General features: G+C 66.8%; 12 protein-coding genes and 1 pseudogene. 8 read left to right on the top strand and 5 right to left on the bottom strand.

Annotation, left to right across the window (positions count from 1 at the left end):
• Nucleotides 1–59: 59 nt before the first annotated feature.
• Nucleotides 60–1,244: a DUF349 domain-containing protein gene (locus tag M6D93_RS10500; RefSeq protein ID WP_249769107.1), complete on the bottom strand. Its 1,185-nt coding sequence runs from the start codon at nucleotides 1,242–1,244 to the stop codon at nucleotides 60–62.
• Nucleotides 1,245–1,300: 56 nt separating this feature from the next.
• On the opposite strand from M6D93_RS10500, the gene miaA reads away from it, so the two are divergent.
• The 4 genes from miaA to tatA all read left to right on the top strand — a co-directional run bounded on the left by miaA (nucleotide 1,301) and on the right by tatA (nucleotide 5,228).
• On the top strand, nucleotides 1,301–2,245 hold the full coding sequence (miaA, locus tag M6D93_RS10495) for a tRNA (adenosine(37)-N6)-dimethylallyltransferase MiaA (RefSeq protein WP_249769105.1): 945 nt from the start codon (nucleotides 1,301–1,303) through the stop codon (nucleotides 2,243–2,245).
• A 63-nt stretch (nucleotides 2,246–2,308) separates the two neighbouring features.
• On the top strand, nucleotides 2,309–3,178 hold the full coding sequence (gene dapF, locus M6D93_RS10490; protein ID WP_249769103.1) for a diaminopimelate epimerase: 870 nt from the start codon (nucleotides 2,309–2,311) through the stop codon (nucleotides 3,176–3,178).
• 69 nt (nucleotides 3,179–3,247) lie between these two features.
• Nucleotides 3,248–4,705, top strand: a complete 1,458-nt coding sequence (gene hflX, locus M6D93_RS10485) for a GTPase HflX (protein WP_249769102.1) — start codon at nucleotides 3,248–3,250, stop codon at nucleotides 4,703–4,705.
• Nucleotides 4,706–4,829: 124 nt separating this feature from the next.
• The gene (gene tatA / locus M6D93_RS10480; protein ID WP_283818566.1) at nucleotides 4,830–5,228 is read left to right on the top strand and encodes a Sec-independent protein translocase subunit TatA; all 399 of its coding nucleotides are present in this window, start codon (nucleotides 4,830–4,832) and stop codon (nucleotides 5,226–5,228) included.
• 88 nt (nucleotides 5,229–5,316) lie between these two features.
• Here the strand turns inward: tatA and lexA are convergent, their stop codons facing one another.
• Nucleotides 5,317–6,117: a transcriptional repressor LexA gene (gene lexA / locus M6D93_RS10475; RefSeq protein WP_430667230.1), complete on the bottom strand. Its 801-nt coding sequence runs from the start codon at nucleotides 6,115–6,117 to the stop codon at nucleotides 5,317–5,319.
• A gap of 296 nt (nucleotides 6,118–6,413) precedes the next feature.
• On the opposite strand from lexA, the gene M6D93_RS10470 reads away from it, so the two are divergent.
• The 3 genes from M6D93_RS10470 to M6D93_RS10460 all read left to right on the top strand — a co-directional run bounded on the left by M6D93_RS10470 (nucleotide 6,414) and on the right by M6D93_RS10460 (nucleotide 10,902).
• Nucleotides 6,414–6,962, top strand: a complete 549-nt coding sequence (locus M6D93_RS10470) for a LysM peptidoglycan-binding domain-containing protein (RefSeq protein ID WP_249769100.1) — start codon at nucleotides 6,414–6,416, stop codon at nucleotides 6,960–6,962.
• Nucleotides 6,963–7,398: 436 nt separating this feature from the next.
• A complete protein-coding gene (nrdR, locus tag M6D93_RS10465; protein ID WP_283818565.1) occupies nucleotides 7,399–7,860 on the top strand; it encodes a transcriptional regulator NrdR in 462 nt (153 codons plus the stop codon).
• Between the two features lie 129 nt (nucleotides 7,861–7,989).
• Nucleotides 7,990–10,902: a vitamin B12-dependent ribonucleotide reductase gene (locus M6D93_RS10460; RefSeq protein ID WP_249769098.1), complete on the top strand. Its 2,913-nt coding sequence runs from the start codon at nucleotides 7,990–7,992 to the stop codon at nucleotides 10,900–10,902.
• Nucleotides 10,903–11,030: 128 nt separating this feature from the next.
• Here M6D93_RS10460 and M6D93_RS10455 read toward each other — a convergent pair whose 3' ends face one another.
• Together M6D93_RS10455 and M6D93_RS10450 are read right to left on the bottom strand one after the other, a co-directional pair.
• Complete coding sequence (locus tag M6D93_RS10455; RefSeq protein WP_249769097.1) at nucleotides 11,031–12,068, bottom strand: LLM class flavin-dependent oxidoreductase; 1,038 nt, start codon at nucleotides 12,066–12,068, stop codon at nucleotides 11,031–11,033.
• A 105-nt stretch (nucleotides 12,069–12,173) separates the two neighbouring features.
• Nucleotides 12,174–13,430, bottom strand: coding sequence for a DUF3152 domain-containing protein (locus M6D93_RS10450; protein WP_249769096.1), 1,257 nt, complete (start codon nucleotides 13,428–13,430; stop codon nucleotides 12,174–12,176).
• A gap of 138 nt (nucleotides 13,431–13,568) precedes the next feature.
• Between M6D93_RS10450 and M6D93_RS10445 the strand changes: the two genes are divergently transcribed.
• Nucleotides 13,569–14,597, top strand: a complete 1,029-nt coding sequence (locus M6D93_RS10445) for a zinc-binding dehydrogenase (RefSeq protein WP_347343484.1) — start codon at nucleotides 13,569–13,571, stop codon at nucleotides 14,595–14,597.
• Between the two features lie 66 nt (nucleotides 14,598–14,663).
• Here the strand turns inward: M6D93_RS10445 and M6D93_RS10440 are convergent.
• Nucleotides 14,664–15,344, bottom strand: a pseudogene (locus M6D93_RS10440) (phosphatase PAP2 family protein); the annotation flags it as partial.
• Between the last annotated feature and the right edge of the window lie 3 nt (nucleotides 15,345–15,347).

The following is a 15,347-nucleotide window of genomic DNA, read 5'->3' as shown; positions in this document are numbered from 1 at the left end:
CCGGGGCGCCGCCTCGGGAGCAGCTCGGGAGCGCGCCTGAGCGAACAGGTCGGCGAGGGTCAGTCGGGCAGCAGTGCCCGTCGCTGGGCGACGTCGGCCTCGGCCTTGGCAATGCGGTCCACGTCGCCTGAGCTGCGCGCGCGCTCGAGTTTGGCCTCGGCTTCGGTGAGGCGTTCCCGCAGCTGCGCCAGGAACGGGTTGGATTCCGCGGCGCCGCGCTTCCACTCGGCGTCCAGCGCGTCCCGAACCCGCTGTTCAGCTGCGCGCATACGGTCCTCGGTGCGGCGCATGGCGTCGCGAGGAACGTGGCCGATCGTCTCCAGTCGCTCCTGCAGGTCGCGCAGCGAGATCTGGGCCTGCCGGGGGTTGCCCAGGTCCAGGCCAGCCGCCTCGGCGATGATCGCTTCTTTTTCCTTGAGATTCTGGGCCTGCTCGGCGTCACGCTCGGCGAAGACCCCGGAGCGGCGCTCGAAGAACGCGTCCTGAGCGGCACGGAACCGCTTCCACAGCGCGCCCTCGGTGGCCCGGTTGGCACGCGGCGCGGCCTTCCACTGGGTCATCAGATCCTTCAAGGCGGTTGCCGTGTCCCGCCAGTCGTCGGAGCTGGCCAATTCCTCGGCCTGCTTGACGAGCTTTTCCTTCTCGCTCTTGGCCGCCTCGCGCTCGGTGTCCAGATGGGCGAAGTGTGATCCCCGCCGTTTGGAGAACGCATCCCGGGCTGCGGCGAATCGCTTCCACAAAGCGTCGTCGGTCTTGCGATCGATGCCCTTGATGAGCTTCCACTCATCGACGATCGTCCGGAGGCGGTCACCCGAGGCCTTCCACTGCGTCGACGATTCGGCGATCTGCTCGGCCTCGACCGCGAGCGACTCCTTCTTCGCGATCGCTTCCGAACGCGCGGCCTCACGAGCCAGAGACTGTTCACCGATCTTGGCGTCCGCCGCGCTGATGAGCGCGACCAGCCGCGCATCGAGGGCACCGAAATCGCCGATGCCTGCGGCGGTGGGCAACGAGGCGTGGAGGGTCATCGCCTGAGACTTGCTGCTCTTGGCATCACCAGCGCCGGATTCCAGCCGGCTGCTCAACAGTTCGACCTCGGCTTCGAGATCGGCGAACTTGCGCTGGTAATAGGCCAGACCAGCCTCGGCGTCGCCGGCTTGCCAGGAGCCGACCTCACGCTCGCCGTCGGCGGTTTTGACATAGACGGTGCCGGTCTCGTCGATCCGTCCCCACTCCGAACTCATGCATGCATTAGACACGACGGGCAGGGGCTAGGTGCAGCCGGTTAGCCTCTTGCAACGTGACCGACACCTGTATTGAGGGCCCTGCGGGTCCCGTCGTGGCAGTCGTCGGGCCTACCGCAACGGGCAAATCCGATCTTGCGGTCGCGATCGCACGGCGGCTGGGCGGCGAGATCGTCAACGCCGACTCGATGCAGCTCTACCGCGGGATGGACATCGGCACCGCCAAACTCGCCCCTGACGAGCGGGGCGGGATTCGGCATCACCTGCTCGACATCTGGCCGCTGACGAAGTCGGCTGCGGTCGCCGAGTACCAGACACTGGCCCGCGCCCAGATCGCCGATCTCCATTCTCGAGGTGTGATTCCCATCCTCGTGGGCGGTTCGGGGCTCTACCTGCGAGGGACCCTCGATCGACTCGACTTCCCGGGCGAGTCCCCGGAAATCCGGACCCGGCTGGCCGCTGAACTCGATGCGCTCGGCGTCGCGGCCATGCACGGACGGCTCGCCGGGCTCGACCCGGTCGCCGCCGAGAACATCCTGCCCAGCAACAGCCGGAGGGTCGTGCGGGCCCTGGAGGTGATCGAACTGACCGGCCGGCCGTTCGTGGCGACGATGCCGCCGTTCGAGTCGATCTACCGGACCGTCGAAATCGGATTGGACCGCGACGATCTCGACGATCGGGTGGAACGGCGGGTCGAGCTCATGATGGCGGCCGGATTCCTCGACGAGGTGCGTGGACTGCTTGCCGAGGGACTGGCCGCAAGCCCTACCGCGGCCAAGGCACTCGGGTACCAGCAGCTGCTGGCCGTGCTCGACGGTGACCGCGTCGTCGGCGACCTGGACGACGCGGTCGCGCAGACCGTGCGCGGCACCAAGCGTTTCGTACGCAGGCAGCGGTCGTGGTTCCGCCGGGACCCGCGAATCCGGTGGCTCGACGGCGCCGATCCCGATCTCGTGGCCGGCGCCATGGCCGAGATCGAGGCGGTCTTGGGCCTACGCTGAGCGGAGTCCCCGGACCGCCGGTGACTGGATGACTCGTCGATCGGACCGGGAGTAGGCATCGTCATGGTGGCCGGACACAGCCTCGGCAGCGTGGGTGGCCTCGTCAAGGGGCACGGCACAGAGAACGACTTCCTGATACTGGCCGACCTCGACGGTCGCATGGCGTTGTCCAGTTCCGCGGTTCGGGCACTGTGCGACCGGCACTCCGGTGTCGGCGCCGACGGCGTCCTGCGGGTGGTGCGCACCGAACTTGCCAACGAGCCCGACGTCGCCGCTCAGGCCGACGAGGCGCCGTTCTTCATGGACTATCGCAACGCCGACGGCAGCATCGCCGAGATGTGCGGCAACGGCGTGCGAGTCTTTGCGCGCTACCTGCGCCAGACCGGCCTCATCGACGGCGACACCAAGGTGGCGACCCGCGGCGGTACCCGATCGGTGCGCTTCGACGGCGAGTCCGTCAGCGTGGACATGGGTCCAGCGGTGTTCCGTCCCGAACGACCGACCGTCGTGCTGGCCGATGGCCAGAGCGTGACCGCGATCGCCGCCGTGGACATGCCCAACCCGCACGTCGTCGTCGAACTGCCCGACGACGAGAGCTTGGCCGCACTGGACCTGTCCTCGGTTCCGAGCGTGAGTCCTGCGCTGCCCGAGGGCCAGAACGTCGAGTACATCGTGCGGGTCGGCCCGCATGCGCTGGCGATGCGCGTCCACGAACGTGGCGTCGGGGAGACCCGTTCGTGCGGCACCGGGATCTGCGCGGCGGTCGTGGCTGCTGCCGGGGCTGTACGGGATTCGGCGACCTGGACCGTCGACGTCCCCGGCGGGCGGTGCGAGGTCAGTTTCAGCGAAGCCGGAACGGTAATTCTGAGCGGGCCCGCCGTGCTGGTGGCAGAGGTGGAACTGTGCGCGGAGTGGCTGCCGACCCACCGATGACCGGGGCAGGACACGCTGGCAGCGAAATGCCGTCGCAATCTCGGTCCGCGGCTGGGACCATAGCTGGTAATGACTGCTGAACCGGATGACCGCACCTTTCCCACCATCGACCTGTTCGAGCCTGACCAGGCGGACCGCCTGAGCCAGGCCGACGAGGGTTACACCCTCGGTGACTACGACCTGTCCGAGCGTGCTGCGCTGCGACGGGTGGCTGGACTGTCGACCGAGCTGACCGACGTCACCGAGGTCGAATACCGTCAGCTCAGGCTCGAACGGGTGGTCCTGGTCGGTGTATGGACCTCGGGCACCCTCGCTGACGCGGAGAATTCGCTTCGGGAGCTGGCCCGGCTGGCTGAGACGGCCGGCTCGGAGGTGCTCGAGGGGCTTGTGCAGCGGCGTGACAAGCCGGATGCCGCGACCTATATCGGTTCGGGCAAGGCCAAGCAACTGCGCGACACGGTGCTGGCGACCGGCGCGGACACGGTTATCTGCGACGGCGAACTGGCCCCGGGCCAGCTCCGTCAGCTCGAGGAAGTGGTCAAGGTGAAGGTCGTCGACCGCACCGCCCTGATCCTGGACATCTTCGCCCAGCACGCCCGTTCCCGTGAGGGCAAGGCCCAGGTCGAGCTCGCGCAGCTGCAGTACCTGGTTCCCCGTCTGCGCGGTTGGGGCGAATCACTGTCTCGTCAGGTCGGTGGCCGCGCCGCCGGCGGTGTCGGCATCGGCGGCCGCGGCCCCGGTGAGACGAAGCTGGAGATCGACCGGCGCCGGATCACGTCCCGGATGGCGAAGCTCCGCAGGGACCTGTCCGGCATGAAGACCGCTCGGGACGTCAAGCGCGCCCGGCGCGAGAGCCGCGCCATTCCGTCGGTGGTGCTCGCCGGTTACACCAACGCGGGCAAGTCGTCGTTGCTGAACCGGCTCACCGACGCCGGCGTCCTGGTGGAAAACGCATTGTTCGCAACGCTGGACCCGACCGTCCGCCGGGCCGAGACCGACGACGGTCGGATCTACACGCTCGCGGACACAGTCGGCTTTGTCCGCCACCTTCCGCACCAGTTGGTGGAGGCGTTTCGTTCGACGCTGGAGGAGGTCGCCGAGGCGGACTTGATCCTGCACGTCGTCGACGCCTCCGACGACGACCCCGAGTTGCAGATACGGGCCGTGCGTGAGGTGCTGGCCGACATCGATGCCCTGGGCGTCCCGGAACAGATCGTGTTCAACAAAGTGGACGCGGCCAGCACTGAAACTCAGCTCCGGCTGCGCAGCCTGGTCCCTGACGCACTGTTCGTCTCGGCCCGCTCCGGGGCGGGGATGGCCGAGCTGCGGGCCTTGATCGAAGCCCGGCTCCCGCGGCCCGAACAGTCCGTCCGGGCACTGATTCCTTACACTCGCGGCGACCTGGTCGCCCGGATCCACTCGGACGGCGAGGTGCTGACCGAGGACCACACCGGTGACGGCACGTTGATCAGCGCACGGGTCAGGTCCGACCTCGCTGCCGCGCTGGCAGAGTTCCATACGGTCTGAGGCCGCCGCTGCGGCCCGCCGGTCGCCCCGAGAATTCATCGTGCTCCGGCCGCGACGCTCGCATCCCCGCAGCCGCGCGGCGTAGTCTCGGTTCGAAAGCTGATGTCCACACAAGGAGATCCCGATGGGTGCCGCAGGATTCGACCGCCCGACCACGTGGATGGTGATCGCCATCGCCGCCCTGGTTCTGTTCGGCTACAAGAAGCTGCCCGACATGTCCCGTTCGGTGGGACGTTCGCTGCGCATCTTCAAGTCCGAGATGAAGGGTCTGAACGAGGACGACGCCGCTCGCGACAACAAGGCCGAGGCGGCACCGCCCACGGTCGCGGTGAATCCGGAGCCCACCGTCGCGGTTCCCCCCGTGGCCGCACCCGCCGCGCCGGTTGTGGTGCCTCCGACCGTCGTCGCGCCGGTGCCCGTCGCCCCAGCGCCCGTAGCCCCGCCCGCCGGCGTTCCCGCTGCGGTGCCACCAGCGTCCGCGCAACCTGCCGAGTCGCAGCCGACGTCCGGCCCCACCGCCTGACGTACGGCTCGATCATGGGCTGATGCCGGCGATCGACACGAACACGAAGGGGCCGGACACCGCTGGTGTCCGGCCTCTTCGGTGTATCTCAGACCTTGCGCAGCACGGCGACGATGCGCCCGAGAATCTGGGCGTCGTCCGCAGGGATGGGGGAGTAAGCGGGGTTCTGGGGGAGCAGCCACGCGTGACCGTCTCGGCGTCGGAACGTCTTGACCGTAGCCTCGCCGTCGATCATGGCGGCGACGATCTCCCCGTTCTCAGCAGCCTGTTGTTGGCGCACCACGACCCAGTCACCGTCAGTGATCGCAGCGTCGATCATCGAGTCGCCTTGAACCTTGAGCATGTACAACTCGCCGTCGCCGACCACGGTTCGTGGCAGCGGAAACACGTCCTCCACGATCTGCTCGGCCAGAATCGGGCCGCCGGCCGCGATCCGGCCCACCACGGGGACGAGCACGGGAGTAGGACGGCCGGAGTTCTCGGCGTCGTCGTAGTCCAGCCCCGAGAAATTGCGGTTTCCGTAGAGCTGAAGGTCCTCGGGCGGGCGGATCTCCAGGGCACGCGGACGATTGGGGTCGCGACGGATGAAACCCTTCTGCTCCAGCACGGTGAGCTGATGGCTCACGCTCGAGGTCGAGGCGAGGCCAGCCTCCTCACAGATCTCCCGCATGCTCGGTGGGTAGCCGCGCTTGTCGACCGCGTCCTTGATGATTTTGAGGATGATGCGCTGCCGGGCGGTCAGGCCGTCCCGTAGATCGTTGTCGCTGGAAAGGGCAGCCAACTGGTCGTTGGTGGGTCGACCTCGGGCCGGCTGGGCCGCGGCCCTGCCCCCGGGCCCGGAGTCGGCCGAGATGCTGGTCGCTGTTCGGTCCGTCGGTTTCTTGGCCACCATGTCTCCTTCCGCGGGTGGATCCACCCGCGACTTCTCACTGACGCCGTCCCGGCCGGGACAACTCGTGCCCTAGGCCCGAATCCCGGGCGGTCTGGGCCGCCCACGTGGGGCTGACCGTATCGCGATCCGGGTAACGATTCAAACACCCGTTCTATTCGGTGTGTCGTCAGCCTGGCTTCTGTCGTACCCCTGTAGTAAACATTGGAACAGAGATTCGATCGAACACCCGTTCGATCATGTTCGTCGAAATGCGTGTCGCAATCGAGGCGCCGCGCCGAGACTGAGGAGAAGCCATGTCGGTCGCACCCGATCTTCCCCCGATCGTGCACATCCCCGCCCGGGCCCGTCGTTCGTGCGCGCCGCAACAACGCGCTCAGCACCTGTCGCTCGTCGCCCCCGTTGCCGTACCCGCGCCGGTCAGAACGCCCGCCAGAACCCCCGGCCGGCCCCGCCCGACCCACGAGGTCCCGATCCGGTCGCTGTCCCGCGGCGCCGCCGCCGCACGAGCGCGGCGCACCCCGGTGTGGGAGGACCTCAATCAAGCGGTCCCGCCGGCACGAACCCCGCTACGCCTGACCGGCCGCGGTGTGGCGGTCGTCGCCGCGCTCATCGGCCTACTGGCAGGTGCGATGCTGCTTGTCGCGGCTATGTCCTCATCCGCCGCACCGACTGCCCCCGTGGTCCCGGCATCGGTCACGGTGCACTCCGGGGACACTCTCTGGTCGATCGCGAACGAGATCGCTCCCGCCCAAGATCCTCGCGGCGTGGTCGACAACCTGATGGCGCGCAATCACCTGACCTCCACCTCGCTTACGCCTGGGCAGACCCTCAAGGTCCGGTAGAGGGTTATTCGCTCCGCCGTGGGCTGGGTGGCGTGATTCTTAGGCCCGCCCGGACCGCGAACCGAGCCGAGCTTCGCCTCTGCGGTGCGAACTGGCGTTCGAGGTCGCTACGACGATTTCGGTGCGTGTCGCGGCTTGCGGAAGGATGTGTCGTCCTCTAGCGTTCACCCCAACATGTAGTAGTTACATGCATGTGGTTCGTCCACAAGTTGGGGTACGGTCATCCACACCCTGTCAACAGAACCAGGGCAGCCGTCCACCGGTCGTCCCCAGGTTATGGACAGCGGGGTGTTGATAACTCGGTTAGACGACCGCGTTCTCGCCGGAGGATCGAACGCTTTCCGGCTGGACCGAACGATGGATTACACGATGGATTACACGATGGATTGCACGGTCGGGGCCGTTTGCCTCGTGACGACGACCGAAGGAACCGCTCATGCGTTGCCCCTACTGCCGACACCCTGATTCTCGGGTGGTCGACTCCCGCGAACAGGATGAAGGCCAAGTCATCCGCCGTCGTCGGAGCTGTCCGGAGTGCGGCAAGCGATTCACGACGGTCGAGGAGGCCACCCTCGCCGTCATCAAGCGCAGCGGTGTCACCGAGCCGTTCAGTCGCCAGAAGGTCGTAAGCGGAGTTCGGCGTGCCTGCCAAGGTCGCCCGGTCGACGAGGATGCCCTGGCCCAGTTGGCTCAGACGGTCGAGGAGACGATTCGCGCCACCGGATGCGCCGAGATCCCGGCACCGGAGGTTGGGCTCGCCATCCTGGGACCGTTGCGCGAACTGGACGAGGTTGCCTATCTGCGCTTCGCCAGCGTCTACCAGGCCTTCTCCTCCATCGACGATTTCGAGAAAGCCATCGGTGACCTGCGGGCCGACCGATCACCGCCCGCCCTCTGAGCGCAACGTAGGCACCGGAGACCAACCACCGCCGTGCCGTAAGCGATTGCCGGACGAGCCGGCACCCCTGACACCGCACCACCAGCCATCCAGGCCGAGTACGCCGAGTACGTAGAGAGAGGCACGAGTATGACCGAGGTTGTCCAGAGCGGTTCAGAAGGCGCCACCGCGTCGAAGTCCGCAAGCAAGCCCGCCGCCCCCAAGGCCGCCAAGCCGGCCGGACGGCCGGCTCAGGCCTTCTCGCCGAACGGGCTGGCTGTCGACCGCATCTACACCACGGCCGGTGCGCACCCCTACGACGAGATCGAGTGGGAGCGCCGCGACATCGTCATGACCAACTGGCGTGACGGCTCGATCAACTTCGAGCAGCGCGCCGTGGAGTTCCCTACGTCGTGGTCGGTCAACGCGGCGAACATCGTCACCACCAAGTACTTCCGCGGCGCCGTCGGCACGCCGCAGCGGGAGACTTCCCTTCGCCAGCTCATCGACCGGGTGGTGCTGAAGTACCGCGCGGCCGGCGAGGAGCACGGGTACTTCCGGTCGGCCGCCGACGCCGAGGTCTTCGAACACGAACTCACCTGGATGCTGGTTCACCAGGTGTTCAGCTTCAACTCCCCGGTGTGGTTCAACGTCGGCACGACCTCACCCCAGCAGGTTTCGGCCTGTTTCATCCTGGCCGTCGACGACACCATGGACTCGATCCTCAACTGGTACCGCGAGGAGGGCCTGATCTTCAAGGGCGGTTCCGGGGCGGGCCTGAACCTGTCGCGAATCCGTTCCTCGAAAGAACTGCTCCACTCCGGCGGCACGGCTTCCGGCCCGGTCAGCTTCATGCGCGGTGCCGACGCGTCCGCCGGAACGATCAAGTCCGGTGGCGCAACCCGGCGTGCGGCGAAGATGGTGGTCCTCGACATCGATCACCCTGACATCGTCGAATTCGTCGAGACCAAGGCGCGCGAGGAGGACAAAATTCGCGTCCTGCGCGATGCCGGGTTCGACATGGACCTCGGTGGCGTCGACATCACGTCGGTTCAGTACCAGAACGCGAACAACTCGGTCCGGGTATCGGACGACTTCATGCGTGCGGTCGAGGAGGGCACCGAATTCGGTCTGCGTGCCCGCAGCACCGGCGAGACGATCGAGACCGTCGACGCCAAGGACCTGTTCAACAAGGTCGCCAAGGCGGCGTGGGAATGTGCCGACCCCGGCATCCAGTACGACGACACGATCAACGACTGGCACACCAACCCCGAGTCCGGGCGGATCAACGCGTCCAACCCGTGCTCGGAGTACATGAGCCTGGACAACACGTCGTGCAACCTGGCCTCGCTCAACCTCATGAAGTTCCTGACCGACGAGGACACCTTCGACTCGGAGAAATTCGTCAAGGCCATCGAACTGATCATCACCGCGATGGACATCTCGATCTGCTTCGCCGACTTCCCGACCGAGGCGATCGGCGTCAACACCCGGGCCTACCGCCAGCTGGGCATCGGCTACGCCAACCTCGGTGCATTGCTGATGGCCACCGGCCGCGGCTACGACTCGGAAGGTGGCCGCACCCTCGCAGCGGCGATCACCTCACTGATGACGGGCACCGCCTACCGCCGGTCGGCCGAACTTGCCGCTGTGGTCGGTCCGTACGACGGATTCGCCCGCAACGCCGAGGCGCACGCACGCGTGATGCGCAAGCACGCCGCCGCCAACGACGCAGTCCGTTCGGTGCACCCGGCGGACAAGTCGGTCCTCGCCTTCGCGACCGAGCAGTGGAGCAAGGGCAACGAGCTCGGTGCGAAGAACGGGTGGCGCAACGCCCAGGCTTCGGTGTTGGCGCCGACCGGCACCATCGGGCTGATGATGGACTGTGACACCACCGGCATCGAGCCCGACCTTGCCCTGGTCAAGTTCAAGAAGCTCGTGGGTGGCGGCTCGATGCAGATCGTGAACCAGACGGTTCCACGCGCTCTGCGCGTTCTGGGCTACCAGCAGGAGCAGGTCGAGGCCATCGTCGAGTACATCGCCGAGCACGGGCATGTGCAGGACGCCCCTGGTCTGAAGCTGGAGCACTACGACGTCTTCGACTGCGCCATGGGCCAGCGCGCGATCAAGCCGATGGGCCACGTGCGGATGATGGCGGCCACCCAGCCGTTCCTCTCCGGCGCCATCTCCAAGACCGTCAACCTGCCCGAGACGGCCACGGTCGAGGAGATCGCGGATGTCTACTTCCAGGGTTGGAAGCTCGGCCTGAAGGCACTGGCCGTCTACCGCGACAACTGCAAGGTCGGCCAGCCACTGTCTGCAGGCAAGTCCGCCAAGGTGGACGAGAAGGTCGAAACAGCCACGAGCAAGGTGGTCGAGTACCGCCCGATCCGCAAGCGCCTGCCGAAGTCGCGCCCGTCGCAGACCGTTTCCTTCGCCGTCGGTGGTGCCGAGGGTTACATGACTGCCGGCTCCTACCCCGACGGGGGGCTCGGCGAGGTCTTCCTCAAGCTCGGCAAGCAGGGATCGACGCTGGCCGGTGTGATGGATGCCTTCTCCATCGCGGTGTCGATCGCGTTGCAGCATGGCGTGCCACTGGAGACCTACGTCTCGAAGTTCACCAACATGCGCTTCGAGCCGGCCGGTATGACCGACGACTCCGACATCCGGATGGCGCAGTCGATCGTCGACTACATCTTCCGGCGGCTGGCGCTGGACTACCTGGACTTCGACACCCGTTCCTCCATGGGGATTCACACCGCGGAGGAACGAGCGCGCGAGCTGGAAACCGGTAGTTACGCACCGATCGAGGATGAGGTAAGTGAGGACGAACTCGAGTCCTTGGCCCAGTCAGCGCCGGTAGCCGAGTCCAAGATCGAGTCGAAGCCGGTTGAATTGAAGCTGACCGACTCCAGCAAAGCGCACAGCTCCACCGAGTTGATGGAATCGCTGCTCGGGTCGTCGGCTGACGCTCCGCTGTGCATGAACTGCGGCACGAAGATGCAGCGCGCCGGGTCCTGCTTCGTCTGCGAAGGGTGCGGTTCCACCAGCGGCTGCAGCTAGCCCTACGGTGCGCGACCCTGTTCGGATCCGCCCGGGTTGCGGTCGAAAGTGAGTCTCAGCGGCCCCGGTTCACTACGAACCGGGGCCGCTGCACATCACCGAGCGGCGGTGGAGAACACCCGGCATCGTCAGCGATCGGCGAGCAGCTTGCGGACGCGTGGAATCACCTCAGTTCCGTAGAGCTCGATTGTCTGGCGAAGCAGCGAGTGCGGCATCGGTCCGGCGCTGTACTTCAAGTCAAAGCGTGAAAGCCCCAGCGTCGTGATCGTGTCGGCGATCTTGCCCGCGACTGTCTCCGGGCTGCCGACGTGCAGCGCGCCGTGCTCGATGTCAGCCACGAACGCCTCGTACGTCAGCGGGGCCCAGCCTCGCTCTCGGCCGATCCGGTCACGATTGGCTTTCATATAGGGGAAAAGTGTCCGTCGAGCGCTCTCGTCGTCGGGGGCGACGAAGCCGGGGGAGTGCACGCCGAGCGGCATGACGCCATGACCGAACTCCAGCGTTGCGCGACGGTACAGCTCGGCGAAGGGTGCGAATCGTGCCGGCGCTCCGCCGATGATCGCGAGCATCATGGGTAGCCCGTACCCCGCGGCGCGCACCACCGACTCGGGACTGCCACCGACCCCGACCCAGATCGGCAGTGCGCCGGCCTCGGTCGTCGGGAACACCCGTTGCCCGGTAAGGGCTCCGCGGACCGTTCCCGACCAGGATGTCGGGCCCTCGGCTCGTAGCTGAGCCAGTAGCTGGAGCTTCTCCTCGAACAGCGTCTCGTAGCTGTCCAGATCGAAGCCGAACAGGGGGAAGGACTCGGTGAACGAGCCACGGCCGACGGTTACCTCCGCCCGTCCGTTCGACACGGCGTCGAGCGTGGCGAACCGTTCATAGACGCGCACCGGATCGTCGGAACTCAGTACCGTGACCGACGTCCCCAGCTTGATCCGTGTGGTCTGGGCGGCAATCGCCGCGAGCGCAATGTCCGGCGCTGAAAGGGCGAAGTCGTCACGATGATGCTCGCCCACCCCGAAGTAGTCGATGCCCAGCTGATCGGCAAGCACACCCTGAGCGACGACCTCGCGGATAACCTCCGCATAGCTGGAGCTCTGTCCGTCAGGCCCGGTACTGAGATCGCCGAAGGTATCCAGGCCCAACTCGACGTTGTCGTTCATCTGTCTAGTCCCATCTCGCCGGGGCTTCTGCTACCGGCAGCTAATTGCACAAGCAACGACAGACGCAGCGCTATTCCGGTCGCACCCGGAGACGGATCGTCACACTCATCCGCCGGTGACCGTCACCGACTGGCAACCCAGGCGCTTGGTCGTGCCCGCACCGGCGGCGTTGAGGGCGTAGGCGCACACCCGGTGCGGCCCGACCGGAACCACCGTGTACAGCGCAAATCCGTGATCCGGCCCGTAGTGCGGATAGGCCGCGCCTACCGAGGCGCGTTTGCGGTCGGCCCCGAGCGACATACCGAGCTGGTCGACGTAGACGTGTACGCGAATCGCCCGGGTCGTGTCCGGATCGATTGCCCATCCCGTGACTTCGATGTGGCCGGCCGACGTCCGGACAGGATCAAGAACGCCCACCGGACTCGCGCTCACCACGACCGACCGACATCCCAACCGCGTCGATGCACCCGGGCCCAACGTGTTCAAGGCCGTCAGGCAGGCACGGTGTCGGCCCGGCCTGATCGTGAGCGAGTAGCTGAAACCGTGATGGCTGCCCGCCGACGGGTAGGCGCGCGCCACATCCGTTCGGACCTCGGCCGCAACGATTCGGTGCGCCGTCCCGTCCACCGTGACCTTGATCGTGACCGGCTTCGTGGTGTCCGGATCCAGCGCCCATCCGGTGAACCGGATGCGGCCCACGCCGACCGTGGCCGAGTCCCACGCTCCCACCGGCTGGCCGGTACGAATGACGACGTGCAACCGCCCGGCAAGCGCCCGCCGTTCAGATGCCAGTGGCCAGGGATTGAAGCGGCATCCCTGCAGCGAGATCGACTGTTGCTGCATGACCGGCGCCAGTTGCCCGGGTCCGCCACAGAAGGAATGGCCGAAGCCGAGCCAATGCCCCGTCTCGTGGTTGAGGACCATGTGCCGGTAGTCACTCAGCGAGCCGTGGGCACTCTTCCAGGGCGCAGTCGCGCCCAACCACCTGCTCTCATTGATGATCACATCACGACCGACCGTGCACGAATAGCTGCTGTCACAGGGGGATCCGAAGCTCGGGACGTCCGCCGCAGCAGCCAGCCACAGAGTGAAGTCACCACCCTGGTTCACCCTGCTCAACGTCACCGAACCACCGAGACTCCATCCCCGGGGATCGGCATAGGTCTGCGCCGCCAGGCTCGCGAACGTGCTGAGGCTACTGCTGTTGTGCATGCCTCTGACGACATAGGTGAATCGCACTGTCCCGCTCGCGGCCCCCGCGGGCTGGGAAGTGTGCGAGGCCAGCGCCACCACCACCGCCCCCGTCGCAGCGAGCACGACACCGCTTACGGAGAGGGCTGCGCGGATCGCATGAGGTCTCATCAGCTGTCTCCACATCGTCCGGGCGGCTCGCCTGGGCCATCCATACCGCGGCTAGGTTGAATGCAACCGTGACGCTAGCCAGCGCCGGCCCAGGTACAACAATGGACGATCCCAACCACGATCGGAGGGAGACCCGCCATGCGCGCTGTCCTGTTGGAGGCGTTCGGAGCACCGCCCCAGCTGCGTGAGGTGCCGGATCCGCCCTGCGCGGACGACGGGGTCGTAGTGCGGGTCGAAGCCACCGGCCTTTGTCGCAGCGACTGGCACGGCTGGCTCGGCCACGACCCCGACATCCGGCTGCCGCACGTCCCAGGACACGAACTCGCCGGAACCATCGTCGAAGCCGGGGCGGAAGTGACGCGCTTCGCGGTCGGCGATCGGGTCACCGTGCCCTTCGTCTGCGGGTGCGGTCGATGCTCTGAGTGCGTGTCCGGAAATCCCCAGACCTGCCGCAACCAGCAACAACCCGGTTTCACCTACTGGGGATCGTTTGCCGAGCTCGTCGCCCTGCCCTGGGCTGACCTCAACCTCGTTCGGGTGCCCGATACCGTCGACCTTCCGACCGCCGCCAGCCTCGGGTGCCGGTTTGCCACCGCGTACCGCGGAGTACGACAGGTCGCCCAGGTCCAGCCGGGAGAAACGGTCGCGGTATTCGGCTGCGGCGGGGTGGGTCTGGCCGCGGTGATGATCGCCGCGGCGGCAGGCGCACACGTCATCGCCGTGGATCCATCTTCCGCGGCTCGGGCCCTGGCCGCCGAATTCGGTGCCCGCACGGTTCTTGATCCGGACGGCATCGCGGAGGCCGTGCGGGAGCTGACCTACGGGGGAGCCGACGTGGCCGTCGAGGCGCTGGGCGCCGCCGGAGTCGTCGGACCGGCGCTGGCGTCCCTGCGGCCTCGAGGGCGTCTCGTACAGATCGGCTTGTTGCCCGGCGAGGTGACACTGGACCTGTCCAGCGTGGTCAGCCGCGAGCTTCGCTGGCTGGGCAGTCACGGAATCGCTACCGCGACGTATCCAGCTCTACTCGATGAGATCGGAAGCGGTCTGCTTGATCCGTCTCGCCTCATCACGCGGCACATCAGCCTCGACGAGACGCCGGATGCCCTCGCTGCGATGTCTCACCCCGGACCGGCGGGCATCACGGTGATCCATCCGCATCAGCGCTGACCCGGCGGCCACCGTCGCGAGCAACACCAGAACCGCGACTATTCCGTCCAGCCAGAAGTGGTTGCCGGTGGCAACGACCACGAAGACCGTCACGACCGGATGCGCAAGCGCGATCCATCGATAGCGGCTGTGACCGACCTTGACCACAGCCCATCCGACGAGCACCGCCCACAACACGTGCACCGACGGCATGGCCGCCAACGCGTCCACGGTGATCACCGATTGGTCATACACCGACTGCCCGTACTCAGCGGCGACGTCGACAAAACCGAGCTCCGGCAGTAACCGCGGTGGCGCCACGGGCAGGAAGGAGATCAGCAGGCAGATCGCCGTGGAAACGGCCAGTACGTTGCGGTAATACGCATAGCGGTCTCGATGCCGGACGAACAGCCAGAGGAGAAAGATGCCCAGCACACCGAAGTGCATGCTCGCGTAGTACAGGTTGCACAGCTGGGCCAGCAGCGAATGGTGCAGGATCAGGCGCTGCAGGTCCCTCTCATCGGGTAGCAACAGATCACGCTGAGCGTGCTCGATCCACCGTCCCCGAGCGAGCGCACCGGAGGTTCCGAACAGCGTGACGCTGCCGGCCACCTGCCATAGCGTGTAGAGCGCGGCGATGATCGCCGATTCGTGAAGGTAGGGCGCGGCGCCCGCGGTGCGCCGCTCACGTCGTGCGGCGAGACCGCCCAGCACCAGTGCCGCGGTGAGGACCGTGGACTGCTGCCAGTCCAGTTGCAGGTTCACCATGAT

The sequence above is a fragment of the Jatrophihabitans telluris genome (genome assembly GCF_023516435.1).
Taxonomy (GTDB): Bacteria; Actinomycetota; Actinomycetes; order Mycobacteriales; family Jatrophihabitantaceae; genus Jatrophihabitans_A; species Jatrophihabitans_A telluris.
The sequence above is the reverse complement of the archived record's forward strand: the minus strand, read 5'-3'. Positions and strand labels throughout refer to the sequence as shown.